The organism is Pseudomonas sp. Z5-35 (genome assembly GCF_051131945.1).
GTDB classification, from domain to species: domain Bacteria; phylum Pseudomonadota; class Gammaproteobacteria; order Pseudomonadales; family Pseudomonadaceae; genus Aquipseudomonas; species Aquipseudomonas marvdashtae.
The window spans coordinates 5,152,655-5,177,134 of the sequence record NZ_CP071640.1; the positions used below are offsets into that span (position 1 = coordinate 5,152,655).

At 60.8% G+C, this 24,480-nt stretch carries 18 protein-coding genes; 4 read left to right on the top strand and 14 right to left on the bottom strand.

The genetic code is table 11. The annotated features are described in order from the left end of the window. Positions 1-83: 83 nt before the first annotated feature. From hutH to hutC, 8 genes are all read right to left on the bottom strand, one after another. On the bottom strand, positions 84-1,607 hold the full coding sequence (hutH, locus tag J3P95_RS23510; protein ID WP_434579514.1) for a histidine ammonia-lyase: 1,524 nt from the start codon (positions 1,605-1,607) through the stop codon (positions 84-86). A 194-nt stretch (positions 1,608-1,801) separates the two neighbouring features. Beyond that, positions 1,802-2,632 (bottom strand): quaternary amine ABC transporter ATP-binding protein, encoded by an 831-nt coding sequence (locus J3P95_RS23515; protein WP_434559132.1) that lies wholly within the window; start codon positions 2,630-2,632, stop codon positions 1,802-1,804. Next, complete coding sequence (locus J3P95_RS23520; protein WP_186613288.1) at positions 2,629-3,480, bottom strand: ABC transporter permease; 852 nt, start codon at positions 3,478-3,480, stop codon at positions 2,629-2,631. Before J3P95_RS23520 ends, J3P95_RS23515 begins: the two co-directional genes overlap by 4 nt. A 71-nt stretch (positions 3,481-3,551) precedes the next feature. Next, positions 3,552-4,520 carry an ABC transporter substrate-binding protein gene (locus tag J3P95_RS23525; protein WP_434559134.1) on the bottom strand — a complete coding sequence of 323 codons (969 nt, stop codon included), beginning with the start codon at positions 4,518-4,520 and terminating at the stop codon, positions 3,552-3,554. 70 nt (positions 4,521-4,590) lie between these two features. Continuing rightward, entirely contained in the window at positions 4,591-6,054 is a 1,464-nt protein-coding gene (locus J3P95_RS23530) for a purine-cytosine permease family protein (protein ID WP_434579513.1), read from the bottom strand. 49 nt (positions 6,055-6,103) lie between these two features. After that, positions 6,104-7,792 carry a urocanate hydratase gene (hutU, locus tag J3P95_RS23535; protein WP_434579512.1) on the bottom strand — a complete coding sequence of 563 codons (1,689 nt, stop codon included), beginning with the start codon at positions 7,790-7,792 and terminating at the stop codon, positions 6,104-6,106. Positions 7,793-8,238: 446 nt separating this feature from the next. Continuing rightward, a complete protein-coding gene (locus J3P95_RS23540) occupies positions 8,239-8,808 on the bottom strand; it encodes a HutD/Ves family protein (RefSeq protein ID WP_434579511.1) in 570 nt (189 codons plus the stop codon). After that, entirely contained in the window at positions 8,805-9,515 is a 711-nt protein-coding gene (hutC, locus tag J3P95_RS23545) for a histidine utilization repressor (protein WP_186613319.1), read from the bottom strand. Before hutC ends, J3P95_RS23540 begins: the two co-directional genes overlap by 4 nt. A gap of 144 nt (positions 9,516-9,659) precedes the next feature. Here hutC and J3P95_RS23550 point away from each other — a divergent pair, with 144 nt between their 5' ends. Then, on the top strand, positions 9,660-11,024 hold the full coding sequence (locus tag J3P95_RS23550) for a formimidoylglutamate deiminase (protein WP_434579510.1): 1,365 nt from the start codon (positions 9,660-9,662) through the stop codon (positions 11,022-11,024). A 36-nt stretch (positions 11,025-11,060) separates the two neighbouring features. Here the strand turns inward: J3P95_RS23550 and J3P95_RS23555 are convergent, their stop codons facing one another. From J3P95_RS23555 to J3P95_RS23570, 4 genes are all read right to left on the bottom strand, one after another. Then, on the bottom strand, positions 11,061-16,685 hold the full coding sequence (locus J3P95_RS23555) for a YDG domain-containing protein (protein ID WP_434579509.1): 5,625 nt from the start codon (positions 16,683-16,685) through the stop codon (positions 11,061-11,063). Between the two features lie 35 nt (positions 16,686-16,720). Beyond that, positions 16,721-18,493, bottom strand: coding sequence for a ShlB/FhaC/HecB family hemolysin secretion/activation protein (locus J3P95_RS23560; protein ID WP_434579508.1), 1,773 nt, complete (start codon positions 18,491-18,493; stop codon positions 16,721-16,723). A 518-nt stretch (positions 18,494-19,011) separates the two neighbouring features. After that, a complete protein-coding gene (locus tag J3P95_RS23565; protein ID WP_434559148.1) occupies positions 19,012-19,581 on the bottom strand; it encodes a lipocalin family protein in 570 nt (189 codons plus the stop codon). A 43-nt stretch (positions 19,582-19,624) separates the two neighbouring features. Beyond that, positions 19,625-19,879, bottom strand: a complete 255-nt coding sequence (locus J3P95_RS23570) for a hypothetical protein (protein WP_434559150.1) — start codon at positions 19,877-19,879, stop codon at positions 19,625-19,627. 285 nt (positions 19,880-20,164) lie between these two features. Between J3P95_RS23570 and J3P95_RS23575 the strand changes: the two genes are divergently transcribed. The 3 genes from J3P95_RS23575 (at position 20,165) to J3P95_RS23585 (ending at position 22,809) form a co-directional block, all read left to right on the top strand. Next, positions 20,165-22,057 (top strand): methyl-accepting chemotaxis protein, encoded by a 1,893-nt coding sequence (locus J3P95_RS23575; RefSeq protein ID WP_434559152.1) that lies wholly within the window; start codon positions 20,165-20,167, stop codon positions 22,055-22,057. Positions 22,058-22,207: 150 nt separating this feature from the next. Next, positions 22,208-22,480, top strand: a complete 273-nt coding sequence (locus J3P95_RS23580; RefSeq protein WP_186613274.1) for a type II toxin-antitoxin system Phd/YefM family antitoxin — start codon at positions 22,208-22,210, stop codon at positions 22,478-22,480. Beyond that, complete coding sequence (locus J3P95_RS23585; RefSeq protein ID WP_434559154.1) at positions 22,477-22,809, top strand: type II toxin-antitoxin system RelE/ParE family toxin; 333 nt, start codon at positions 22,477-22,479, stop codon at positions 22,807-22,809. The genes J3P95_RS23580 and J3P95_RS23585 overlap by 4 nt, the downstream gene beginning before the upstream one ends. 7 nt (positions 22,810-22,816) lie before the next feature. On the opposite strand, the gene J3P95_RS23590 is transcribed toward J3P95_RS23585, so the two are convergent. Both J3P95_RS23590 and J3P95_RS23595 read right to left on the bottom strand, forming a co-directional pair. Then, the gene (locus J3P95_RS23590; protein ID WP_434559156.1) at positions 22,817-23,413 is read right to left on the bottom strand and encodes a DUF924 family protein; all 597 of its coding nucleotides are present in this window, start codon (positions 23,411-23,413) and stop codon (positions 22,817-22,819) included. Between the two features lie 3 nt (positions 23,414-23,416). Then, positions 23,417-24,427, bottom strand: a complete 1,011-nt coding sequence (locus tag J3P95_RS23595; RefSeq protein ID WP_025211364.1) for a class 1 fructose-bisphosphatase — start codon at positions 24,425-24,427, stop codon at positions 23,417-23,419. Positions 24,428-24,480 lie beyond the last annotated feature (53 nt).

Below are 24,480 nucleotides of genomic sequence, written 5' to 3' on the forward strand. Positions count from 1 at the left end.
GAATGTTCCGTTGTCCGTCACCTTCACCTTTTGGGCGACGCCTTGTGGGCGATAGGTGCCTTGGCACGCTGGCGCTTTTTTGATCAATTCAAATTCGGTAATACGTTGTGCAGCACGTTCGGGTCTTTCAGCAGTCCGGCGGCGCTGGCGATGTCCGGCGCCAGCCAGCGGTCCTGGTCGTAGGCCGGGACGCGCTCGCGCAGCAGTTTCCAGGCAATGTCGGTGCCGGCGCCAAAACGCTGCGCCTTGAGAAACTCAAAGGCCTGGGCCGCCAGCAGGTATTCGATGGCGAGGATCTGTGTGCAGTTTTCCAGCGCCCGGTGCAGCTTCAGGGCGGCGTTGGTACCCATGCTCAAATGGTCTTCCTGCAACCCGGAAGTGACGAAATTGTCGAGTACCGCCGGTTGCGCCAGTTGTCTGTTCTCCGCGCACAGCGACGCAGCGACGTACTGCACGATCATCATCCCCGAGTTTACTCCGGGGTTCGCCACCAGGAATGCCGGCAGGCCGCTGACGTGCGGGTTGATCAGGCGGTCGAGACGGCGCTCGGCGATGGAGCCGATTTCCGCCATGGCGATCGCTAGCAGATCCGCCGCCATCGCCACTGACTGGCCGTGGGGATTGGCCTGGGACATGACGCGGAAATTGTCCGGTGTACCCAGCAGCAAAGGGTTATCGGTGGCGGCGTTGAGTTCGGTTTCGATCTGTCGGCAGGCGTGGGCCAGTTGATCGCGCGCGGCGCCATGCACTTGGGGGATCGAGCGGATGCTCAACGCATCCTGGGTGCGGATGCCCAGGCTCGCGGCGATCACTTCGCTGCCATCGAGCAGTGCCCGCAAGTTGCTTGCGACCTGCTGCATGCCCGGGTGCGGCTTGAGGGCAATGACTTCGGCGTCGAATGCTGCAATCTGGCCACGCTGGGCCTCGAAACTCATGGCACCGATCACATCGGCCCACTGCACCAGGCGCGTGGCGTCGGCCAGGGCCAGGCAACTGAGGCCGGTCATGCACGGCGTGCCGTTGACCAGGCACAAACCGTCCTTGGCCCCCAGTTGCACCGGTTGCAAACCCTCTGCGGCCAGGGCCTGTTGCGCCGGGACGACTTGCCCGCGATAGCTGACCTGGCCGACGCCCAGCAGCGCGATGCCAATATGGGCCATGTGGGTCAGGTAACCCACCGAACCCTGGGATGGCACTTGCGGCGTGATACCACGATTGAGCAGCGCCAGCAGCGCTTCGACCACCCGATGATGGATGCCGGACTTGCCCTGGCTGTAGTTGAGGATCGCGGCGCAGAGAATCGCCCGAGTCTTTTCAATGGAAAGTACCGGGCCGACGCCACAGGCATGGCTGAGCAAGGTATTGCGTGATAACTGGCTAAGTTGTTCGTCCTTGAGCGAGACATTGCACAAGGCGCCCAGGCCGGTGTTGACGCCATAGGCGCGCTCGCCGCTTTCGACGATGCGCTGGACGATGGCCTGGGCATTGTCGATCCGCGCCCAGGTCTGGGTCGACAGTTCGAGCACAGCGCCGAAGCGGGCGACGGCGACGACGTCTTGCCAACGCAGCGGGGCGTCGGCGATTACGATTTTTTCAGCCTGGGACATCTCAAACCTCATTCCAAATTCTCAGTGCGCTGTATCTTGGGCTGAAGGCATCAAACCCGTGGCGAGGGAGCTTGCTCCCGCTGGACTGCGCAGCAGGCCCAAAAGCAGCGGCCGCTGCGCGCCCGAGCGGGAGCAAGCTCCCTCGCCACAACAGCCTGTCAGCCAAAAATAGCTGTTCGCCTGCCACGTCACCCTCAAACCACCGCCGCCCGCCGCTGCACAAACCGATCGACATATTCATCCGCCGGCGAGTGCAGGATCTCCCGCGGCGTGCCGACCTGGATCAGCTTGCCGTCCTTGAGAATCGCGATGCGGTTGCCGATGCGCACGGCCTCGTCGAGGTCGTGGGTGATGAAGACGATGGTCTTGTGCAGGGTCTTTTGCAGTTCCAGCAACTGATCCTGCATTTCCGCGCGGATCAGCGGGTCAAGGGCGCTGAAGGCTTCGTCCATCAGGATGATGTCAGTGTCCGCCGCCAACGCACGGGCCAGGCCGACGCGCTGGCGCATGCCGCCGGAGAGCTGGTGCGGGTATTTGTTCTCGTAGCCTTTCAGGCCCACGGTATTGATCCAGTGCAGCGCGCGCTCGGCGCACACTTGCTTGCTCTCGCCGCGCACTTTCAAACCATAGGCGACGTTGTCCAGCACGCTCTTGTGGGGCAGCAGGCCGAAGCTCTGGAACACCATGCTGATCTTGTGCCGGCGAAATTCGCGCAGGGCGTCCATGTCCAGTTGCAAGATGTCTTCGCCGTCCACCAGGATCGCGCCACTGGTAGGGTCGATCAGCCGGTTGAAGTGGCGCACCAGGGTGGACTTGCCAGAACCGGAGAGGCCCATGATCACGAAGATTTCCCCGGTGCCGATGCTCAACGACAGATCGTTCACACCGACCACGCAACCGGTTTCGGCCAGCACCTGGTCCTTGGTCTTGTTCTGGCGAATCAGCTCCAGGGCTTCCTTGGAACGATTGCCGAAAATCTTGAAGACGTTCCTGACTTCGATCTTGCTGACGGCTGCGTTGCTCATTTGCTCACCTCATGCCGAGGACGACCATAGGCCTGGGTAATGCGGTCGATGACCACGGCGAGAATCACGATGGCCAGCCCCGCTTCCAGGCCGCGCCCGACGTTGAGGGTCTGGATGCCCACCAGCACATCTTCACCCAAGCCGCGGGCGCCGATCATCGAGGCGATGACCACCATCGACAGGGCCATCATGGTGGTCTGGTTGATCCCGGCCATGATGCTCGGCAAGGCCAGGGGCAGTTGCACGCCAAACAGCTGCTGCCAGCGGTTGGCGCCGAAGGCATTGATGGCCTCCATGACTTCGCCGTCTACCTGGCGGATGCCCAGGTCGGTCAGGCGAATCAACGGCGGCGCGGCATAGATCACCGTGGCGAAAATCGCCGGGACCTTGCCCAGGCCGAACAGCATCAACACCGGAATCAGGTACACGAAGCTCGGCATGGTCTGCATGATGTCCAGCAGCGGCATCAATACCGAGCGCAGGCGATTGCTGCGCGCCGAGAGGATGCCCAGGGGGATGCCGATCAACACTGAGATCAGGGTCGCCACCAGCATCAATGCGAGGGTCTGCATCAGCTTGTCCCACAGGCCCACCGCGCCCACCAGGAACAGCAGGCCGACGATCACCGCGGTGGCCACGACTTTGCGGGTGGCGTGCCAGGCAATGCCACCGACAATCGCCAACATCAACCACCAGGGCGCCATGCGCAGCAGACCCTCGAGGTTGACGATGGCCCACAACAGGGTCTCGGAGATGTGCCGGAACACATCGCCATAGTTGGTCACCAGGGAATCGACCCAACCGTTGACCCAGTCGGCGATGGAGAAGGTAAAGCTTTCGGGAAACATAAGAGACTCTCGATCAGGTGGATGCGGTGAACGTCCCGGCCAGCCCCACGGTTGGCCGGGAAATATTCGACCTACAGAGCCGCGTCGATTTTCTTGGCAGCGTCTTCGCTCACCCAGGCGTGCCAGACTTCAGGATGTTCCTTCAGGAAGATCTTCGCCAGTTTCGGCGACTCGATCCGCTCTTTGGCCATGCGCCCGAGGTTCTGGTTCAGGATATCGATTGGCAGGTTGACCTTTTCCAGCACTGCCACCAGCTCGGGGGCTTCGTCGTGGAAGACCTTGGACAGGCCGACCTTGATGCTAACGCTTTTATCCACACCCGGCTTTTCTTCTAGTTTGACCAAGTCCACCTGGCCCATCAGCGGCGTCGGCGACCAGTAGTAGAACAGGATCGGCTCGCCACGCTTGTAGCTCGACAGCACCGCCGCATCCAGCGCCGGACCGGTGCCTGGACGGAAGTTGGTGTAGGTTTTGTCCAGGCCGTAGCTCTTGAGCATTTCGCTGTTGTCCAGCTCACAGGTCCAGCCAGCCGGGCAGTTGTAGAAACGGCCCTTGGATGGCTCTTCCTGATCCTTGAACACGGCGGCGTATTGGCCCAGGTCAGCGATGTTCTTCAGGCCCGGCGCCTTGGCTTCGAGCTTGCGCTTGGCGTCACCCTCGATTACGTAGCGCGGCACGTACCAGCCTTCGATGGCGCCCACCACCGGAGCACCGACGCCGACCACCTTGCCGGCCTTCTCGGCCTTGTTCCACACCTCGCTGCGGCCGACCCACTCTTCGGCGAACACCTGGATGTCGTTGCTGCTCAGGGCGTTCTCCATGGTGATGGAGTTGCCTGGCAAGCTGTCAGTCTTGCAGCCGTAGCCTTTTTCCAGCACCACTTGCATCACGTCGGTCAGCAGCATGCCGCTTTCCCAGTTCAGGCCGGCAAACTTCACCGGTTTACCCGACTCGCACCAACCCGCCGCTTGCGTGGCGCCGGCGCTGGCCAGCAGGCCCATGGAAAGCAGTGTGGTCAGCAGGGTCTTGTTCGACTTCATTATGTGACGCTCCTAATCAGTTGGATTGGCTTACGGCAGTCAAGAGGCATCCAGCCCTGGCAACGTCCCATCAGACCGCTTGGATGCGGCCCGCCCCGCTCGGTTGTGCGTCAACCGCGTCCTGCTCGACCGGCAGGATCAATTGATCGGGTACTGCGCTGTGCCACTTCTTGGCGAGGACGTAGTACAGCGCCGCCGGGACCACCAGGCCGATGATCCAGGAGATGTCCACACCGCCCATGGCCTTCACCAGCGGACCGGTATAGAACTTGGTGGCAATGAATGGCAGTTGAACCAGTACCCCGAAGACATAGACGCTAATGCCGAGGACGTTCCAGCGACCATAACGACCGTTCGGGTCGTTCAGTGCCGGCACGTCATAGCGCTCGCGCGTGATGCAGTAGTAGTCCACCAGGTTGATGGCGCTCCAAGGCGTGAAGAACGCCAGCAAGAACAAGATGAAGGACTTGAACGCACCGAGGAACGAGTGCTGGCCGAGCAACGCGATCAAGGTCGCCGCGCCGACAATGACCAGCACGAAGACCAGACGCTGCAAGCGCGTGACGTTCAGGTGACCCCGGAACCCGCTGATGATCGTCGCGATGCACATGAAGCTGCCGTAGGAGTTCAGCGTGGAGATGGTGACCTTGCCGAACGCGATGCTGAAATACAGCAGCGCAGCGGTGGCGCCGGTCCCACCCAGACCCACGATGTAGGCCACTTCGTGCCCCGCGAACTGCCCATTGGCCGAGGCCGCGGCAAACACGCCGAGGATCATCGCCACTTGTGCGCCGATGACTGAACCGGCGCCCGCGGCAAAAAAGGTTTTCACCGAGGACGTCTTGCTCGGCAGATAGCGTGAATAGTCCGCCACGTAGGGACCGAAGGCGATCTGCCAAGAGGCCGCGAGGGACACCGCGAGCAGGAAACTGCTCCAACTGAAATGGCGGATTTGCAGGAGCGCACCCACGTCCGTCTGGTTGATCAGGCGAGCGAACAGGTAAACAAAGGCAATCACACCAATGACGCTGGCAATACGACCGATAAAATGAATGACCCGATAACCGAGCACCGTGACCAGCACGATGACACTGGCAAAAATAAAGATGCCGACGCTGTCGCTGACGCCAAACAACTGGCCCAGCGCCTGGCCGGAAAGCACGGTTCCCGTTGCGGTGAAACCCAGGTACATCAGGCATACCAGCACGATCGGAATGGCCGCGCCATACACCCCAAACTGCACGCGGCTGGAGATCATCTGCGGCAGGCCCAGCTTGGGCCCTTGCGCGGCATGCAAGGCCATGACGCCACCGCCCAGCACTTGGCCGATCAGCAAACCGATCAACGACCAGAACACATCCCCGCCCAGCACCACCGCCAATGCACCGGTGACGATGGCTGTAATTTGCAGGTTGGCACCCATCCAGAGGGTGAATTGGCTTAACAGCCGGCCGTGTCTCTCCGCTTCCGGGATGTAGTCGATCGAACGTTTCTCGATCAACTTGCTGCTTGTGCGCGTATTGGTGACAGCCATGGTTCAACCTCTGTGGATTGTTCAGGTTCGGGCGGGCTTTTCGCGCCGGTTACTTGCCAGTGATCATTGGCAGGTTCAGCCCCTGCTCCTTCGCGCAATCAATGGCGACCTGGTAACCGGCATCGGCATGGCGCATCACCCCGGTAGCCGGGTCGTTATGCAGCACACGGGCAATTCGCTCGGCCGCGTCGTCGGTACCGTCGCAGACAATCACCATGCCCGAATGCTGGGAGAAGCCCATCCCGACGCCGCCACCGTGGTGCAGGGAAACCCAGGTCGCGCCGCTGGCGGTATTGAGCAAGGCGTTGAGCAACGGCCAGTCGGATACGGCGTCGGAACCGTCCTGCATGGATTCGGTTTCACGGTTCGGGCTGGCGACGGAGCCGGAGTCCAGGTGGTCGCGACCGATGACAATCGGGGCTGACAATTCGCCGCTGCGTACCATTTCGTTGAACGCCAGGCCCAACTTGGCGCGCTGGCCCAGGCCGACCCAGCAGATACGTGCCGGCAAGCCCTGGAAGCTGATGCGCTCGCGAGCCATGTCGAGCCAGTTGTGCAGGTGGGCGTCGTCGGGGATCAGTTCCTTGACCTTGGCGTCCGTCTTGTAGATGTCCTGCGGATCACCGGACAAAGCGGCCCAACGGAACGGGCCGATGCCACGGCAGAACAGTGGACGGATATACGCCGGGACGAAGCCGGGGAAATCGAAGGCATTTTCGACGCCCTCCTCCTGGGCCATCTGGCGGATGTTGTTGCCGTAGTCGAAGGTCGGCACACCCATTTTCTGGAAGGCCAGCATGGCTTTGACGTGGACGGCCATCGATTGCTTGGCGGCCTTCACCACGGCGGCAGGTTCGGTCTTGGCGCGGGCGCGGTATTCGTCCCAGGTCCAGCCGGCCGGCAGGTAACCATTGAGGGGATCGTGGGCGCTGGTCTGGTCGGTGACCATGTCCGGACGCACACCACGACGGACCATCTCCGGCAGGATTTCAGCAGCGTTCCCACACAGCGCAATGGAAATCGCCTTGCCTTCGGCGGTGTATTTCTCGATGCGCGCCAGGGCGTCGTCGAGGTCTTTGGCCTGCTCGTCGACGTAGCGGGTCTTCAGGCGGAAATCGATGCTCACCTGCTGGCACTCGATGTTCAGCGAGCAAGCACCGGCCAGGGTTGCGGCCAGGGGTTGCGCGCCACCCATGCCGCCCAGGCCGGCGGTCAGGACCCAACGGCCCTTGAGGTTCGCGTCGTAATGCTGGCGACCGGCCTCGACGAAGGTTTCATAGGTGCCTTGCACGATGCCCTGGCTGCCGATGTAGATCCAGCTGCCGGCGGTCATCTGGCCGTACATGGCCAGGCCCTTGGCGTCGAGTTCGTTGAAGTGTTCCCAGCTGGCCCAGTGCGGCACCAAGTTGGAGTTGGCGATCAGTACGCGTGGGGCGTTGCTGTGGGTCTTGAACACGCCCACCGGCTTGCCGGATTGCACCAGCAGGGTTTCGTCATCGTTCAGGTTGGTCAGGCTTTCGACGATCTTGTCGTAGCACTCCCAATTGCGCGCCGCGCGACCGATGCCACCGTAGACCACCAGTTCCTTGGGGTTCTCGGCCACTTCCGGGTCGAGGTTGTTCATCAACATGCGCAGCGGCGCTTCAGTTAGCCAGCTCTTGGCGGTCAGCGTGTTACCGCGAGGGGCGCGGATTTCAACGTCACGGTATTTTTCGGGTTTGCGGGTAGCGTCGGTCACAGCAAAAACTCCTCAGCGATCAATCCAGAACAGCCCGTGCGGCGGGCAATGATTTCTGCAAACGTTGCGTTGAATATCGGTGACTCATACGCATACGTCTTTACTTGTATGTACAAGCATATGCAATCGAACGGCCAACTTATTGGAGACGATCTTCAGGAACGGTTGGGGAATTGGCTGCAGCCTTGTGATTTAAGGGCTGCTGAGCTGCATGAAATTTTTGAAGAGGGTATTCGAGGGGGAAATCGGAGGGGCACAGAAGCGTGGTATTGCGCCACGCTGGGGCGTTCGGTAACAAGTTGGTGCGCGAAGGAAACGGCGAAACCTGCTTTTGTGGCGAGGGAGCTTGCTCCCGCTGGGTTGCGCAGCGACCCCCCATTTTTTGTGGGCGCTTCGCACCCAAGCGGGAGCAAGCTCCCTCGCCACAACAGCTCTCAAGCCGCAAATTAGTGGGCCGTCAGCTCAATCACACAGCATTGGCCGTGGGTGGTGATTTCCACCATTCCAGCGTTACCGCTCAATTGCAGGCAGTCATAAAGCCCCAGTGTCTCGACAGCTCCGTCCATCTTGACCCCCAGCGTCGGAGCGGCACTGAACACCAACACGGTTCCCGCCTCGCTGAAGAGTCGTTGCTCACCCGCCAGCCACTGCAATCGCGCACGGTAACGCTGTGGCGCGTAGATCAGGTTGAAGTCGCGAATCGGTCCGCCCAGCAATGAGCAATGCACATGGCTCTCGCCGCTGAACGCGAAAGGATCCAGCGGATGCAAAAGCCGCGTGGAATGGCCATCGACGTCCAGCGTCATGCCGTCCCCCTGCAAGACACTGATGATCCGCTCATAACCGGCGAACGTGGAAAAGCCGCCGGACTCACTAATATCGGCAATCGACAGGCGCCAGCCGAAACCTTCCAGGCCCGTGCCGGCATCGCGGGTGATTTCTTCAGTGCTGCCACCGCCATTCTTCCATGGCATGCGCGGGTACTGCGCGGCACGTAAAACCTTCACCTGGCTCATTTATGGAAACGTCCCTCCAAGCTGTGACGGGAGCCCGGATGGATCAGCCGCGCGGCGGTCACCGGTTGGCGCCCGGACCAGGTGCGACGACGGATCAACAGGCACGGCTCGCCCCTTTCGATCTGCAACAACTTGCATTCGCTCGGTTCTGCAAGAATTGCCTCGACCACGTGCTCGCCTTCGGTCAGCGGAGCAACCTGGTTCAGGTAGGCGTAGGGGGTTTGCACGGTGAAATCCTGCTGGAGGTATTCCGGCGCCACCAGTGCGTTGACGAAACGGTCCTCGATCTGCACGGGGATGTCGTTTTCGAAATGCACGATCAGCGAATGGAACACCTTCTGGCCTTCGCGCATGTCCAGGGCGAGCGCCCGTTCGGAGCCGGCCGCCTCTTCTTCCAGGGTGATGACCTTGCAGGTGTGGCGATGGCCCCGGGAGGCGATCTCGTCGGCAATGTTGTGCACTTCGAACAGCGCGGACTGGCTCTTGGGTTCGGCGACGAATGTGCCGACACCTTGCATGCGCACCAACAGGCCATCGGCGGTCATTTCTCGCAGGGCGCGGTTGATGGTCATGCGGCTGAAACCCAGCTGGCTGACCAGCTCGCTTTCCGATGGCACGCGGTAATGCGGCGGCCAGTTTCCACTGTCGATTTGCTGGGTAATCATCTGTTTGACGCGGGCGTACAAGGGCGCCGGACTGTCACCCATGTGTGCGGCCAGCGGCGGTTTGGCAGGCGGAGTCGGCACGGCGGTTCCCTGTTCTGCGAATAAGGTTGCTAGCTTGCCGGAGTTTACCGGCCAGGCAAACGTCTGTATATGTATATACAAATTACACGCACCGAGGTTCAACCCATGTCCGCCTTCTTCGCTGAGCGCGCGCTGTTGCCTGATGGATGGGCCAATGATGTACGTCTTGAGATCAACGCCGAAGGCGTCTTGATCCATATCCAGGCCGGTTCCCACGCAGACGGCGCCGAACGGCTGGCGGGTCCTTTGTTGCCAGGCATGCCGAACCTGCACTCCCACGCCTTCCAGCGGGCGATGGCCGGGCTGGCGGAAGTGGCGGGCAATCCCAACGACAGCTTCTGGACCTGGCGCGACCTGATGTACCGCCTCGTTGGTAAAATCAGCCCCGATCAGCTCGGCATCATCGCTCGGCAGCTGTACATCGAAATGCTCAAGGCAGGCTACACCTCGGTCGCCGAATTCCATTACGTTCATCACGACACCGACGGCACGCCCTACGCCGACCCGGCCGAACTTGCCTTGCGCATCAGCCAGGCCGCCAGTGCCGCCGGCATCGGCTTGACACTGTTGCCGGTGCTCTACAGCCATTCCGGCTTCGGCGGTCAGGCGCCCAATGAAGGGCAGCGCCGATTCATCAACAGCACCGAAAACTACTTGAAGCTTCAATCACGCTTGCAGCCGATCCTGGCCGGGCAAGCGAATCAGGCCCTGGGCTTGTGCTTCCATTCCTTGCGCGCCGTGACGCCCGGGCAAATCCAAGAGGTGCTGGCCGCCAGCGATCCCCATTGTCCAGTGCACATCCACATTGCGGAGCAGCAAAAGGAAGTCGACGACTGCCTGAGTTGGAGCGGCGCCCGCCCGCTGCAATGGCTGTACGAAAATGTCCAAGTCGACCAGCGCTGGTGCTTGGTCCACGCTACCCACGCCAATCCCCAGGAAGTCAGCCTGATGGCCAGGAGTCGGGCGATTGCTGGCTTGTGCCTGACCACCGAAGCCAATCTCGGCGACGGGATCTTTCCGGCCGTAGACTTCCTCGCCCAAGGTGGGCGGATGGGCATCGGTTCCGACAGCCATGTGTCGTTGAGCGTGGTGGAGGAGTTGCGCTGGCTGGAATACGGCCAGCGCCTGCGAGACCAACGGCGCAACCGGTTGTACCGAACGGATCAACCGATGGTCGGACGCACGCTCTATGGCGCCGCGCTGGAAGGTGGCGCTCAGGCGTTGGGGCAACCCATCGGTGCTTTTGCAGTAGGTAAACGTGCCGACTGGCTGGTGCTCGATGGCAACGATCCGTACCTGGCCACGGCCAACGGCGACGGCATTCTCAATCGTTGGCTGTTCGCCGGTGGCGATCGCCAGGTCAGGGATGTGATGGTGGGCGGCCAGTGGGTGGTGCGGGATGGGCGCCATGCCGGGGAAGAGGAAAGTATCCGGGCGTTTACCCAGGTTTTGTGCGAACTGTTGGGCTGAGAAAAAGCCCCCGGTAAACGATACCGGGGTGCTACCTCAACGGCTGACGACCTCTTGGGACTTGTCGACAATTCGGGCTTGCCTCAGCGAATGCTCGATGATCACCGCTTCAATGCTACGAACGCTGATGCCCAGCCGCCTCTTGGCTACGACCAGCCCATAGGCCGCCAGCTCATTACTGGCGATGTCGCTTGCCACAGCAGGAACCTTCACCAGAAGCACTCCGTCACCCAGCAGGGTCACCTGCAAGCTCAGGCGATTGCCGTTTGCCATTGCGACTGAACCTTCCACCGAGCCGCTACCGGAGCCTTGCAGCACAGGCGCTTGACGGTTGCCCGCATCTATCAGCTCCAGCGTAAGGCTGTTGCCCAGGTCGGTCGCCGAATACTGCCCTTCCCCATTTAGCGGTTCGCCGGCACGGGTGCGGTAAAGCGCCAGGCTTTTTTGCACCGCAGGCTCGGCGACACCGTCAGCCAGGGCCAGGCTCATCCTGCCATTGCCGTTGAGTACAGCATCCTGCAGAACCAGCTGATTAACGCCGACAAAATTGGCAGCGACATCAGTCAGGTTCGGCGTATCGCTGAACAAGGCGGTAGACGGGATCGGCTGCGCGGGGGACAGCCCCTCTGCAACCACCCGATCTCCCGGGCGCTTGATAGCGACTTCGGTGCCATTAGCTCCCGGCGCAACATTGATCAGCCCCACTGGAGTGTGAAAAGACGGATCAATGTTTGCCGTGCCCACTTGCAGCTGGTCAGCCAGCTGATAATTGGCCGCATCGGCGCCGTGCAACAACAGGTTGATCACACTCACGGGCTTGCCCTGGCCTGCCTTTGGTGTGTCAAACAACGCCTTGCCTGTGGCCCCGACCCCGTCGCCGGCAATCACACCAGCAAGAGCGACAGCCCGGATGGTCGCGGTATTTCCACCGTCGAAAGGTTTATTGGCGATCCCTATCGTCGCATTCAATAGCTTGCGGCCGATATCTGCGGTGCCGATCCGGGCAGTGGTGTCGAACGCATAGTTGTTCGCCTCGTCACCGCTCAAGGCAACGCCCGAGCCACGGACCGCTTTGTTCTGGCCGGCGTTCTTGTTGATAAAGGCGCCGATGGTGCCGCTGGCGTTGACCTTGCCGGCATCCGCACCCAGGATGCCGATCAGCGCGAGGTTGCTCAGGTTGGCTGTGGTGTTGCCGTCATAGATTTTGTCGGCGACGTCGGCAGTGGCGGTCAAGACCTTGCGGTCGATATCGGCCGTGCCGATCCGGGCAGCGGTGTCGAATGCGTAGTTGTTCGCCTCGTCACCGCTCAAGGCAACGCCCGAGCCGCGGACCGCTTTGTTTTGGCCGGCGTTCTTGTCGACAAAGGTTCCGGTGGTACCAACAGTCTCTACCTTGCCGGCATCAGCACCCACGATGCCGATCAGCGCGAGGTTGCTCAGGTTGGCTGTGGTGTTGCCGTCATAGATTTTGTCGGCGACGTCGGCAGTGGCGGTCAAGACCTTGCGGTCGATATCGGCCGTGCCGATCTGCACGGTGGTGTCGAACGCATAGTTGTTCGCCTCGTCACCGCTCAAGGCAACGCCCGAGCCACGGACCGCTTTGTTCTGGCCGGCGTTCTTGTTGATAAAGGCGCCGGTGGTGCCACTGGCGTTGACCTTGCCGGCATCAGCACCCAGGATGCCGATCAGCGCGAGGTTGCTCAGGTTGGCTGTGGTGTTGCCGTCATAGATTTTGTCGGCGACGTCGGCAGTGGCGGTCAAGACCTTGCGGTCGATATCGGCCGTGCCGATCCGGGCAGCGGTGTCGAATGCGTAGTTGTTCGCCTCGTCACCGCTCAAGGCAACGCCCGAGCCGCGGACCGCTTTGTTTTGGCCGGCGTTCTTGTCGACAAAGGTTCCGGTGGTACCAACAGTCTCTACCTTGCCGGCATCAGCACCCACGATGCCGATCAGCGCGAGGTTGCTCAGGTTGGCTGTGGTGTTGCCATCATAGATTTTGTCGGCCACGTCGGCAGTGGCGGTCAAGACCTTGCGATCGATATCGGCCGTGCCGATCTGCACCGTGGTGTCGAACGCATAGTTGTTCGCCTCGTCACCGCTCAAGGCAACGCCCGAGCCGCGTACCGCTTTGTTCTGGCCGGCGTTCTTGTTGATAAAGGCGCCGGTGGTGCCACTGGCGTTGACCTTGCCGGCATCAGCACCCAGGATGCCGATCAGCGCGAGGTTGCTCAGGTTGGCTGTGGTGTTGCCGTCATAGATTTTGTCGGCGACGTCGGCAGTGGCGGTCAAGACCTTGCGGTCGATATCGGCCGTGCCGATCCGGGCAGCGGTGTCGAATGCGTAGTTGTTCGCCTCGTCACCGCTCAAGGCAACGCCCGAGCCGCTGACCGCTTTGTTCTGGCCGGCGTTCTTGTCGACAAAGGTTCCGGTGGTACCAACAGTCTCTACCTTGCCGGCATCAGCACCCACGATGCCGATCAGCGCGAGGTTGCTCAGGCTCGCCGTGGTGCTGCCGTCGTAGGTTTTGTCGGCCACGTCGGCAGTAGCGGTCAGGACCTTACGATCGATCCGGCCAACATTTCCGCTGACACTGGAGGCATCGACCTGATAGCCAAAGATCTTTACCGCACCCTTGGTCGCTTCGGACACTTCGACGTTGTCCACCGTCACCAGCTTGCCCGCCCCCGCATTTCTATCCGCGTAAGAGGCACTGCCGAACGAAAGTACGTCGATGGTATCGCCATCGATTGCCCCACTCATGGCAAAGTTGGGGTTCGTCACCGTCGCGGTGGTGTTTCCATCATAGGTCTTGCGCACCTCCCCCTGCAGCTCGACATGCACCTTGGGCGCAAAACTGTAGAGGTGGCCATTGCCCGTACCCAGCACCGTGTCGCCAAATTGCGCTGCGTACTGCTTGAAGGCGGCAGCCAGTGCGCCGCGGGTATCATCCAGCGGGCTGGTGGAATAGGTCAGCCATCGGCCATTGTTGGCAGCCAATGCGTTGGCGCCGGCCTGGTTGACCAGGTTGCGCGCGGCGACCAATACGACGGCATCGCCGGTGCCCTGGGCGCTGACCGTACCTGCGCTGCCGATGACCACATCCCCGGTGCCCGCTTGGGCGATGATGTGCCCGTTCGCATGGGTGTTGCGCAATTGTCCATCGATCTGGATGTCGCCATTGAGCAGCGTCAGGTTGTTGCCGGCACTGAAGCCGAAACCGGAGGCATCAACCGAGGTGATGCCGGTGCCGTCAGAACGGCCGATAGTCAGGTTGTTGGCCCCCAGCAGCTTGCTGATGTCCGTAGCCGGCGCGTTCGCATCCAGGAGAATGCCGCCACCGGCACTCCCGCTACTGCTGTTCAACTGGATGTCCGTAGTCGCATCGAAGGGTTCCAGGCGAATGCTGGCAGTACTCAGGTTCTGCAGCGTCGCCTGGGTGAAGTCGACGTTGTTGGCACGCAGCGTCAGCCGGCCGGCGCCGGTATTCAGGTTGAGCGTGTTGGTGAAGTTGATCGCCCCGTCGGTATAGATCGAGGCCCCGGCAAGCATGGTCATTGGCGTACTGAAGTTGACATCGCCGCTCAGGCTGAGCAAGCCCGCCAGACGCTTCTCTCCGGTGGAACCGCCTAGCGCCTTGCTGCCCATCGCGTCGCCGAAATACAGCCGTCCCGCGCCGAGCGTGATATTGCTGTTGAGGATGGCAATGCTATCAGCGTTTGCGGCGGTGCCGAACGACAGGTAGAGGTTGCCACCGTTGGTGGTGATCGGCGTATTGATGGTCAATGCGCCACGACCACCGCTATCGGAATCGCTGGACATCCTCACGTAACCGCCTGCGGTGGTCAGCGCGCCGGCAATGGTCAAACCGTCGGCACCCAGCAACGTGATGCTGCCCGCTCCAGGCGTACCGTTGCCAATCGAGGAAACGTTGTGATCGGGCAAACTGGCCAAAGCGGGATTCACGCCGGCGCCCGACGCAGTTAGGTTGAACACATTGCTGATAGAGCCGGTGCCAGTGCCGCCGGCCTGCATGTAGATGCTGCCTGTACCGGAAACCGCAAGCGTATTGTTCGGGTTGGCGAAGGTAATGGTTGCGTTACTGCCACCGAGCGCCTCGGCACGGAAGCTGATGTTTTCCTGCAGAGTGATGACGCCGTCGCCACCATTGAGGTTCAGATTCGCAAAGTTGATATTGTTGGTTGCCTGCATCAGCACGTTAGCCAACTGGGCTTCCAGCGTCTTCTCAAAGACCGTCACGTTACCGCTGCCGGCGGACCAGTTACCACTGACCCCAGTGCCGCCGGAAACGGTGATGTTGGTCGGGTCGAGCAACAGATCACCCGTGCGCCCCTTGGCCGCACGGGCATCGGTCGTGCCGGCATACTGCAGCGTCTGCTTACCGGATACTTCGGCCTTGCCACCGTTGCCGCCCCGGGCACCGCCACGGATAGAGATATCGCCGGCAAAACGGTTGTCCCCGTCAGCCCAGAACACGACAGTACCGCCGTCGCCGTCGTGGGTCGCATCCGCGTTCACCTTGACGTTACGCTCGACCGTCACCTGCCTGGCGGTGGCCACGCCGGTATCCTGGCCTTGCCAGCCACCACCGACCTTGATCGTACCGCCACCGCTCGTCCCGCTGGCCTTGAGGGTTGCATCGGCAACGACGATCCGCTCACCCGTCACTACGATGTCGCCGCCCCGGCCATGCCCGGAGGACGCATCAAGCGTACCGGCGATCTGGGTCAGACCGCCCTCGCTATCACCGTCAAGCAGGATGCGACCACCGCGCGTGACCAGACCTTTGGCCTCGATGAGGCCGGTATTGTTGATCACACTGTTCAATGCGGCATCGGCGGAGCGTGCGCTCAAGGCAACCATGCCGCCGTCGGCGCTGATATGGCCATCGTTCTGAACGAGCGCGTCGAGCACACCGCGGTCGATGTTGACGCTTACGAGGCCGTCCCCCTGGAAATCGAGGCTGACCTTATCGCCTGCGGCCAGCACGGTGCTGCCGCCAGGGGTACGGATTGTTCCGCTGTTGCCGACCTGCGGGCCGATCAATGCGACCACGCCACCCGGCGCCGCGTTGACCGTGCCCTGGTTGAGCACCGCACCCGCTCCGGCGCCATCCTTCAAAGCGGTTTTGCCAGCAAGAAAATCCTCGTCGGTGATCTTCAGGGAGGACGCCACCAGACCGCCAACATTGACTTGCGCGCCTTTACCGATCACCACCCCATTAGGGTTGAGCAGCCACACCTGACCATTAGCGTTGAGCCTGCCCATGATCCGACTGGCGCTGCCGCCGCCTGTGACGCGGTTGAGCGCGACGCTCCGGGCGCCTGGCTGACGGAAAGTGACGCTGGCATCAGCAGCAATATCGAAGCTGTTCCAATGGGTGACGAGTTTGCCGGTGTGCTGGTCGATGACCATATGGCTGCCGTTCTGCGAGATCGCTCCGCTGCCACCGACTACAGATCCGCCAGTGGGCAGCTCGGCCGCTTGAACCATCCCGCTACCGAGCAGGCCAAGGACGGCGAGGACGCCGACTACCCCAGCGCACTTGCCCCTTGAGGTGGAATGTTCCGCTATGGCAACAAATGCCTGATCGGCATCGCTCCAGACAAGACGATAAAGATGGTTCAATGAAGCGCGCTGCATGAGGTGCTCCTAGATAGAGACCGTACCAGGTCTGATCAGAATGCGTATGAGACCTGGACCCAGGCGCGCCAGTGGCTGTCGCGGCCGTCCGCGTCCAGCCCTGACTGTCCCCGTCCCGGGTTGCTGCCTAGCGTGCGCGCCACAGCGGTACGGACACTGAAATCGCCCGCCCACAGGTTGGTGCCCAAGCCGACGGCGTGCAGGGCGTAGCGATTCGTCTGATCGGCATTGTTGAGCGAGCCTGGCCAAGGGTTCTCGTTCAGCCAGACACGACCGGTGTCGAAAAACCCGAGGCCCTGCATCGTGACGCTTGGCAGACCCAGATCAATGTTGCGGCGCAGCTCAAGGGTTGCCAGCCAGCCATGATCCGCGGAGGCTTCGCCGACCGGATAGGCGCGAACACCGGCAGGGCCACCGAGCAGGAATTTTTCCGAGGAGTCGAGGTTGTCACCGGCCCACTGCGCCGAAACGCCGCCGAACAACGTCCATGGACTAGCGAGCCCCAAGCTCTGCAGGCGGGAAACACGCACGTTGAGCTTGTGGAAGCTGCCGTCGCTTTGGGCACTTGTGCTGTCGGCAAACTGATCATCGCGATTACCGGACAGATCCAGTTCGCCAAGCGTCAACGCCACCATGGCATCCGTCACACCGCCACCTGCGAAACTGTCGAAGCGGTTACCGTTCAGGGCAACGATCAAATTATTCAGCTCGCGATCACGCAGGTTGGTACCCAGGCCACGATCCTCGAGCGCCTTGTATTCATAAGTCGCCGACAGATTGAGATTTTGCAGGCGTGAGCGAATCAACGGATAGCTGAGCCCCAGCGAGCCGCTACGGGCTGAACCACGCAGATCCAGCGAGCGGAACTGCTCCTGATCCACCTCATACCGCAGATAAGAGGCCGAGGCGTTGAGGCGCAGACCGGAGGCTGTCAGCGGCACACTGTAAGAGCCGCCAACAATGTCGCTGCCTGTACTTTTGCTCAAGCCGATACTCAGTTGGTCGCCGATACCCAGTGGGTCGTTGAGGTTTATCTGTGCATTGGCACGGGCAGTACCCGTACTGCGATTGCCATAGTTGTCCATCGAAACCCCGCCATCGACCAGGGCACCCTGCTTGGCGTTGATCAACAGGCGGCTGGTGCCGGGCTCAGTGCCGCGCTCAAGCGCCGACTGGGCACTTACACCGGGCTGATCATTGATCAGCAGCAAAGCGCGCTCCAGATCCTCGACTTGCAGCACCTTGCCTTCCGGCAGCGCAGCCTCGGCGATTTGTCGCAAGCGAGCGTTGCTGCTGCGGGTATTGCCGTTCAGTTCGATGCGTGAGGCGCCAGACTGCAGCCGCCCCTTGACCAGGGCGATCTGCAACTTGCCCTCCGTCAGATCCTGCCGGGGCAGATACGCGCGGGCCAGCACGTAGCCGCGTCCGCGAAGGTAGCGGGTGAGGCTGTCGGCCAACTGCTGCAGACCTGCATGATCGAGTGTCTTTCCCAGGGCGGGCTTGACCAGTTCTTGAAGATTCTCCGCTTGGGCCAGCCCGGTATCACCACTGAAGTAAATCTCTTTGAGCTGCACGCGAAGCCCGGAATCCGCAGGACGGCGGCTGTCGGAGGGAAGCTCGAACGCCGGCGGTGGTTCGGTAGAACGAGGCTCGGACGGCAGTGTCTGCTGGTGCTCGTTCAATAACTGTCCGGCATCGGGAATGCTCAGCGCGAAGACGAACGGGGCCGCACTCGCCCCCACCAGCGCGACGGCGTAATACAGCAGACGCTTGCCCAGGCGAGCGGGACACTGGTAAGGAACTGGCATGGTACAACTCCATGGAAATAGGGAAACCACCCACCGTGCCTCGGCCCGCCAGAAGCAGAACGCGTAGGGTTCAATTACGCCGCCAATGTCCCGACTGTGCTTGACCGGACCGATGCTTTGGCGCAGGCGTAAAAAACCACTCATTCACGCAAACGGCGAGGAACATGACGCACGCGACCAGAGCGCGCACGTCGCCTGCTGCATATCCAGGAGGAGTTACTGAGAGTTCTGCGCAATGTATCGACAGAGTTGAGCAGATCTTGACCCGATGCGGGTTTGAGGAGAGTTGCAGCACGCACTCAGTCGATGACCAGACTGAACGGCACCGCCAGCGGTACGATGTCCAAGGCGACGCCGATCAATGCCGACACGCTCACCAAAAGCGGAGTGTTGACGCCAGTGCCCAGCGTACCGTCATGGCAAAATTCAGAATCCGGGCGCAGCAGAGCGCCCTATTGAGAAGTGCGAATCATCAGGCCAGTTCAAGACCGCTCACGCACGTTGATTCAGGACAGTAGTCAATCCGAAGTCTTGGCCATCTGCCGATCCGACGCACGCCAGATCAACCGTGTCGTGTCATAGCCCTGCTGGCGCGCCTTGCTCAGCAATTCTTCCCGCACGTCCACATTGACTGTTGGCGAGCGGGACAGCAGCCACATGTAGCGACGGCTCGGATCGCCGACAATTGCCGTCTTGTAATCGTCGCTGACGTACAACACCCAGTATTCACCCTTCGCCACGCCCGGTACGATCCGCGAGAACCAGTTGTCGAATTCGACCCACAGCTTGTCAGTCTTGCCTGGCACTTGCGGGGAGGCCGTACCCCTGGCTTCCTCCCACTGCCAGTCCGACGTCAGGCAGCGGTTGAATACATCCACGTTGCCGTCAGGCTTGAGGGTGTAGTGGGCTTCGGATTGTGCGCAGTTGCGCTGGAAATACATCGGCAGCCGGGCCAACTCGTACCAGGTCCCTTGGTAACGCTTGAGATTGACACTGTTGACAGTCTTGGGCGCCAACGGGTCTTCGCCAGAAGTGGCACAGCCAGCCAATACCAGGCCAGCCAGAAGCACAAAAACTAACCGCATCATTATTTTTTTCTCCCGCGGGCGCTTGGCCCCGGTTTACTTCAGATCACTTCAGGCCTTGGCCGGAAAACATCAACACTTTGTCACCCGCGTACTGCACGCTGATAAAGCTTTTCTGGTCGCCCCAAGTGCAGCTGGACATGCCGAGCGCGCCCGAGCAATCAGTCGGTTGCCCCAGTAACGTTTCGACCTCCGCCTTGGGCATGCCGGCCGACAACTTCGAATAGTTTTCCTGGTTGACCTTGCTGCATGCGGTCAACACGACGCACATAAACAGCAGGGCGATAGATCGCAGCGACATGGTGTAACTCCTGGAACGGAAGGGAGGTGGCAGGGTGCCAACCTGAACCTTAGAAGAGAAAACCCCTATCTGGTTCCCCGACGGACCCAGTATTTATTGGCCGCACAGTGGTGTTTCATCGGCCTGGTCGTCCAGTTTGTGACGCCGTCGTGCCTTTCGTCGGGAATGGGCCGCTGAAGCCTGATGGGCCTGACCTTTGCGCCGATAAAAAGTAACAGCGCAAAGTCCAGTGTTATGGCAAATTGGCGCCCCTTTCTGACCCGTCCCTCCGCGGTAGCGCTCTTAATGACCAGAAATATGAAATTCAGCCATAAAATCCTGCTGGCGGCCGCCCTCGTGGTGGCCGTCGCATTCGCCTGTTTCATCCTGTTCAACGATTACCGCCAACGACAAAGCCTCAACGCCAGCACCGAGACGTCCATGCAGGAACTCGGCAACCTGACCAGTCGTAATATCCAGACGTGGGTCGAGGGCCGTATTCAACTGTTGCAATCGCTGGCCCAGCAAATCGCCATTGATGGAAACAGCGCCGAGAGCTTGAAACGCGCCGTGGGCCTGCCGGCTTATACCGGCAACTTCCAGCTCAGCTATTTCGGCGGTACCGACGGCGTCATGTTCTCGATACCCGCCGGCAATCGTGCCGCCGATTACGACCCTCGCGCTCGCGGCTGGTACAAGGCCGCCAACAGCGCCCAGCAAACCATCGTCACCGAACCCTACATCGCGGCTTCGTCGGGCAAGCTGGTGATCACTGTTGCCACGCCGGTACAACGCCAAAACCAGATGATCGGCGTGGCGGGGGCGGACATCGACCTGTCGAGCGTCAGCGCCATCATCAACTCGCTGAATTTCGGCGGCCACGGCCATGCGTTCATCGTCAGCGCCGAGGGCAAGATCCTGGTCCATCCCGACAGCAAGCGCGTGCTCAAGACGCTCGCCGAGGCCTACCCCAACGGCGCGCCGCACGTCAGCCCGGGCATGAAGGAAGTCGAGTTCGACGGCAAGACCCAATTCATCTCCTTCACCCGCGTGAATGGCGTACCCGGGGCGGATTGGTACGTGGCGCTGGTGCTCGACAAGAGCACGGCGCTGGCGATGCTCAGCGAGTTCCGCACCTCGGCGCTGATTGCCATGGCCATCGCCGTGGTGTTCATCATCGCCCTGCTAGGCATGCTGATCCGCGTGCTGATGCAACCGCTGCTGACCATGGGCCGCGCCATGCACGACATCGCCGAGGGCGAAGGTGACCTGACCCGGCGCCTGGTCATTCATGGCCAGGACGAATTTGGTGCCCTGGGCACCTCGTTCAACCGATTTGTAGAGCGTATCCACACATCGATCCGCGAAGTGGCTTCGGCGACCGGTCAGGTCAACGAAGTGGCGCTGCGCGTAGTCAGCGCGTCCAACTCGTCGATGTACAACTCCGACCAGCAGGCGTCGCGCACCAGCAGCGTGGCCGCGGCGATCAACGAGCTCGGCGCCGCCGCCCAGGAAATCGCCCAGAACGCCGCCCTCGCCTCGCAGCATTCCAGCGAAGCCCGCAACCTGGCTGAAGATGGCCAGCAGGTGGTGGATAAAACCATCACGGCGATGCAGCAGCTGTCGGCCAAGATCAGCGACTCGTGCGGCAACATCGAAACCCTGAACAGCAACACGGTGAACATCGGCCAGATCCTTGAGGTGATCACCAGCATCTCCCAACAGACCAACCTGCTCGCACTGAACGCCGCCATCGAAGCCGCCCGGGCCGGTGAAGCCGGACGTGGCTTCGCGGTGGTCGCCGATGAAGTCCGCAACCTGGCCCACCGCACCCAGGATTCGGCGCAACAAGTGAAGAAGATGATCGAAGAGCTTCAAGTCGGCGCGCGGGAAGCGGTGCTGACCATGACCGACAGCCAGCGGCAGAGCGAGAGCAGCGTCGGCATCGCCAACCAGGCCGGCGAACGCCTGGGCAGCGTGACCCAGCGCATCGGAGAAATCGACGGCATGAACCAGTCCGTGGCCACCGCCACCGAAGAACAGACCGCCGTGGTGGAATCGATCAACGTCGACATCACCGAAATCAACACCCTGAACCAGGAAGGCGTGGAGAACCTGCAAGCAACGTTGCGGGCCTGTGCCGACCTTGAGCAGCAGGCGGCGCGGTTGAAGCAGTTGGTGGGTAGTTTCAGGATCTAGCGCCTACATCCCGAGCAAGCTTCACAGAGACTGTGCGGGCTTGCTCGCGATAGCGGCATTAGCGCATGCGAGACCTTATGTCAGCGCAGCCCTGACGCAAGACCGAATTAAGACTAGAATCGGTCCATCCACAATTCCGAGGTCCACCTGATGAAGCTGTCATCCCAAATCAAACCCATCAGCTACTTGAAAAGCCATACCGCTGAGATCGTCAAGACGATCACCGAGACTAGAGAGCCGCTGGTCATCACCCAGAACGGTGAAGCCAAGCTGGTGGTGATGGATGTAAAAAGCTTCGAAGAGCAAGAAGACACAATGGCGCTGCTGAAATTGTTGGCGATGGGCAATCAAGAGATTGAAGACGGTAAATTCAAGGCGATTGAAGAGGTCTTCGGTGAGTTGGACAAGGCCGACATTCAATGAGGTTGAACATCGTCATCCTTCAATCGGCTGAAGCGGACCTTAAGGAACTTCGTAGCTATCTCATTGAGCGATTTTCTCTTCAAGCTTGGCAGAATACCTACGCCAGCCTTAAAACGGCGATCCGTCAGTTGGAGACCTTGCCCTATGCGGGATCAATTCCGGCAGAAATCGAAAGGCTCAATCTCGGCCAGTATCGTCAAATAGTGTCAGGGATGAACAGAATCATTTATGAAGTACGAGGCCAAACGATCTATGTCCGTATCATTGCCGACAGCCGCAAGAGCTTACCCACGTTGCTGATGAAACGATTACTTCGAAGTAATCCGTAGGGCTTCACTAAAATCGCGACCCAGGCCTCTTCAAAAACTCCATCTCCTCAGCCGTCGACTCACGCCCCAACACCGCATTGCGATGAGGGAAGCGTCCAAACCGGGCAATGATCTTCTGATGCCGTTCGGCATAATCCAGGTTGTCTTCAAACACCGCCCGCTGCGCCTCCGGTTGCTCCCGGACCAGGTCGATGAACCGCGACACGGCTTCGTTCTGCACCGCGAGGTTTTCGCAGTGTTCGAGTACGAGGTAGATAAATACGCGCTGGATGGGCTTGAGGTGCCGGTCGAAACCCGCCGCCAGTCCCTGTGCTACCAGCGCTTGGGCACGCAGGTCGCCGGAAAAGCTTCTGGGGGTGTCGCGAAAGATCATCCGCGGAAGTTGATCGAGTAACAGCACCAGGGCCAGCCAACCTTCCGGGCGTTGCGCCCATTCGGTCAATCCGCCGGCCAGTGCCTGCTCGACCAGAGCGCCGAAGCGCTCTTGCGCCTGGCGATCGTGGCCCTTGCCAAACCACAGCTTGCCCTTGTCAGCCGCTATTTCGTCCGGGGTGTTGGCTGAACCAAACCACCAATCGAGTAACGGCTGCCAGGGCTCGGCCATGATTTATTCCTTGTGGTAGGCCGTGGCGCGGGCCACTTCTTCTTTCGAGCCAAGGAACACTGCTACGCGCTGGTGCAGGCCTTCAGGCTGGATATCGAGGATACGCTGGTGGCCATCGGTGGAAGCACCGCCCGCCTGTTCCACCAGGAACGACATCGGGTTGGCTTCGTACATCAGGCGCAGCTTGCCCGGCTTGGACGGCTCACGGCTGTCGCGCGGGTACATGAACAGACCGCCACGGGTCAGGATACGGTGCACATCGGCAACCATCGCCGCGACCCAGCGCATGTTGTAGTTCTTTTTCAGCGGACCTTCTTCACCTGCCAGCAACTCGTTGACGTAGCGTTGTACCGGGGCTTCCCAGTGACGCTGGTTGGACATGTTGATGGCGAATTCCTGGGTGGTTTCAGGAATGGTAATGTCTTCGTGGGTCAGTACGAAGCTGCCCATCTCGCGATCCAGGGTGAAGCCTTTCACGCCGTCGCCCAGGGTCAACACCAGCATTGTCTGAGGGCCGTAGATGGCATAACCGGCGGCGACCTGCTCGGTGCCCGGTTGCAGGAAGGCCTTTTCATTCAGGGCTTCGTTCTGGCTCAGGTATTCGTTCGGGCAACGCAGCACCGAGAAGATGGTGCCGACCGGCGCGTTGATGTCAATGTTCGACGAACCGTCCAGTGGGTCGAACACCAGCAGATAGGCACCCTTGGGGTATTTGCCCGGGATCTGGTAGGCGTTGTCCATTTCTTCGGACGCCATGCCAGCCAGGTGGCCGCCCCATTCGTTGGCTTCGAGCAGGATTTCGTTCGACAGCACGTCGAGTTTCTTCTGCACTTCGCCCTGCACGTTCTCGGTGCCCATGCTGCCCAGGACACCGCCCAACGCGCCCTTGGACACGGCATGGCTGATTTCCTTGCATGCACGCGCCACCACTTCGATCAAAAAGCGCAGATCGGCAGGGGTATTGTTGCTGCGGGTCTGCTCAATCAAATAGCGACTCAAGGTAACGCGGGACATGGACGGCTCCGAAGAATAGGGGGCGGAAAACCCGCGCAGTTTAGCGCGAGTCT

Bases quoted from the DNA above. Each gene is read 5' to 3' on its own strand.
- hutC (WP_186613319.1), bottom strand. From the start codon at position 9,515: ATGGGTGACAGTCCGGCGCCCTTGTACGCCCGCGTCAAACAGATGATT.
- J3P95_RS23555 (WP_434579509.1), bottom strand. From the start codon at position 16,685: ATGCAGCGCGCTTCATTGAACCATCTTTATCGTCTTGTCTGGAGCGAT.
- J3P95_RS23540 (WP_434579511.1), bottom strand. From the start codon at position 8,808: ATGAGCCAGGTGAAGGTTTTACGTGCCGCGCAGTACCCGCGCATGCCA.
- J3P95_RS23585 (WP_434559154.1), top strand. From the start codon at position 22,477: ATGAGGTTGAACATCGTCATCCTTCAATCGGCTGAAGCGGACCTTAAG.
- J3P95_RS23560 (WP_434579508.1), bottom strand. From the start codon at position 18,493: ATGCCAGTTCCTTACCAGTGTCCCGCTCGCCTGGGCAAGCGTCTGCTG.
- J3P95_RS23530 (WP_434579513.1), bottom strand. From the start codon at position 6,054: ATGGCTGTCACCAATACGCGCACAAGCAGCAAGTTGATCGAGAAACGT.
- J3P95_RS23590 (WP_434559156.1), bottom strand. From the start codon at position 23,413: ATGGCCGAGCCCTGGCAGCCGTTACTCGATTGGTGGTTTGGTTCAGCC.
- J3P95_RS23570 (WP_434559150.1), bottom strand. From the start codon at position 19,879: ATGTCGCTGCGATCTATCGCCCTGCTGTTTATGTGCGTCGTGTTGACC.
- J3P95_RS23515 (WP_434559132.1), bottom strand. From the start codon at position 2,632: ATGAGCAACGCAGCCGTCAGCAAGATCGAAGTCAGGAACGTCTTCAAG.
- J3P95_RS23520 (WP_186613288.1), bottom strand. From the start codon at position 3,480: ATGTTTCCCGAAAGCTTTACCTTCTCCATCGCCGACTGGGTCAACGGT.
- J3P95_RS23525 (WP_434559134.1), bottom strand. From the start codon at position 4,520: ATGAAGTCGAACAAGACCCTGCTGACCACACTGCTTTCCATGGGCCTG.
- J3P95_RS23580 (WP_186613274.1), top strand. From the start codon at position 22,208: ATGAAGCTGTCATCCCAAATCAAACCCATCAGCTACTTGAAAAGCCAT.
- hutH (WP_434579514.1), bottom strand. From the start codon at position 1,607: ATGTCCCAGGCTGAAAAAATCGTAATCGCCGACGCCCCGCTGCGTTGG.
- J3P95_RS23595 (WP_025211364.1), bottom strand. From the start codon at position 24,427: ATGTCCCGCGTTACCTTGAGTCGCTATTTGATTGAGCAGACCCGCAGC.
- J3P95_RS23565 (WP_434559148.1), bottom strand. From the start codon at position 19,581: ATGATGCGGTTAGTTTTTGTGCTTCTGGCTGGCCTGGTATTGGCTGGC.
- J3P95_RS23550 (WP_434579510.1), top strand. From the start codon at position 9,660: ATGTCCGCCTTCTTCGCTGAGCGCGCGCTGTTGCCTGATGGATGGGCC.
- J3P95_RS23575 (WP_434559152.1), top strand. From the start codon at position 20,165: ATGACCAGAAATATGAAATTCAGCCATAAAATCCTGCTGGCGGCCGCC.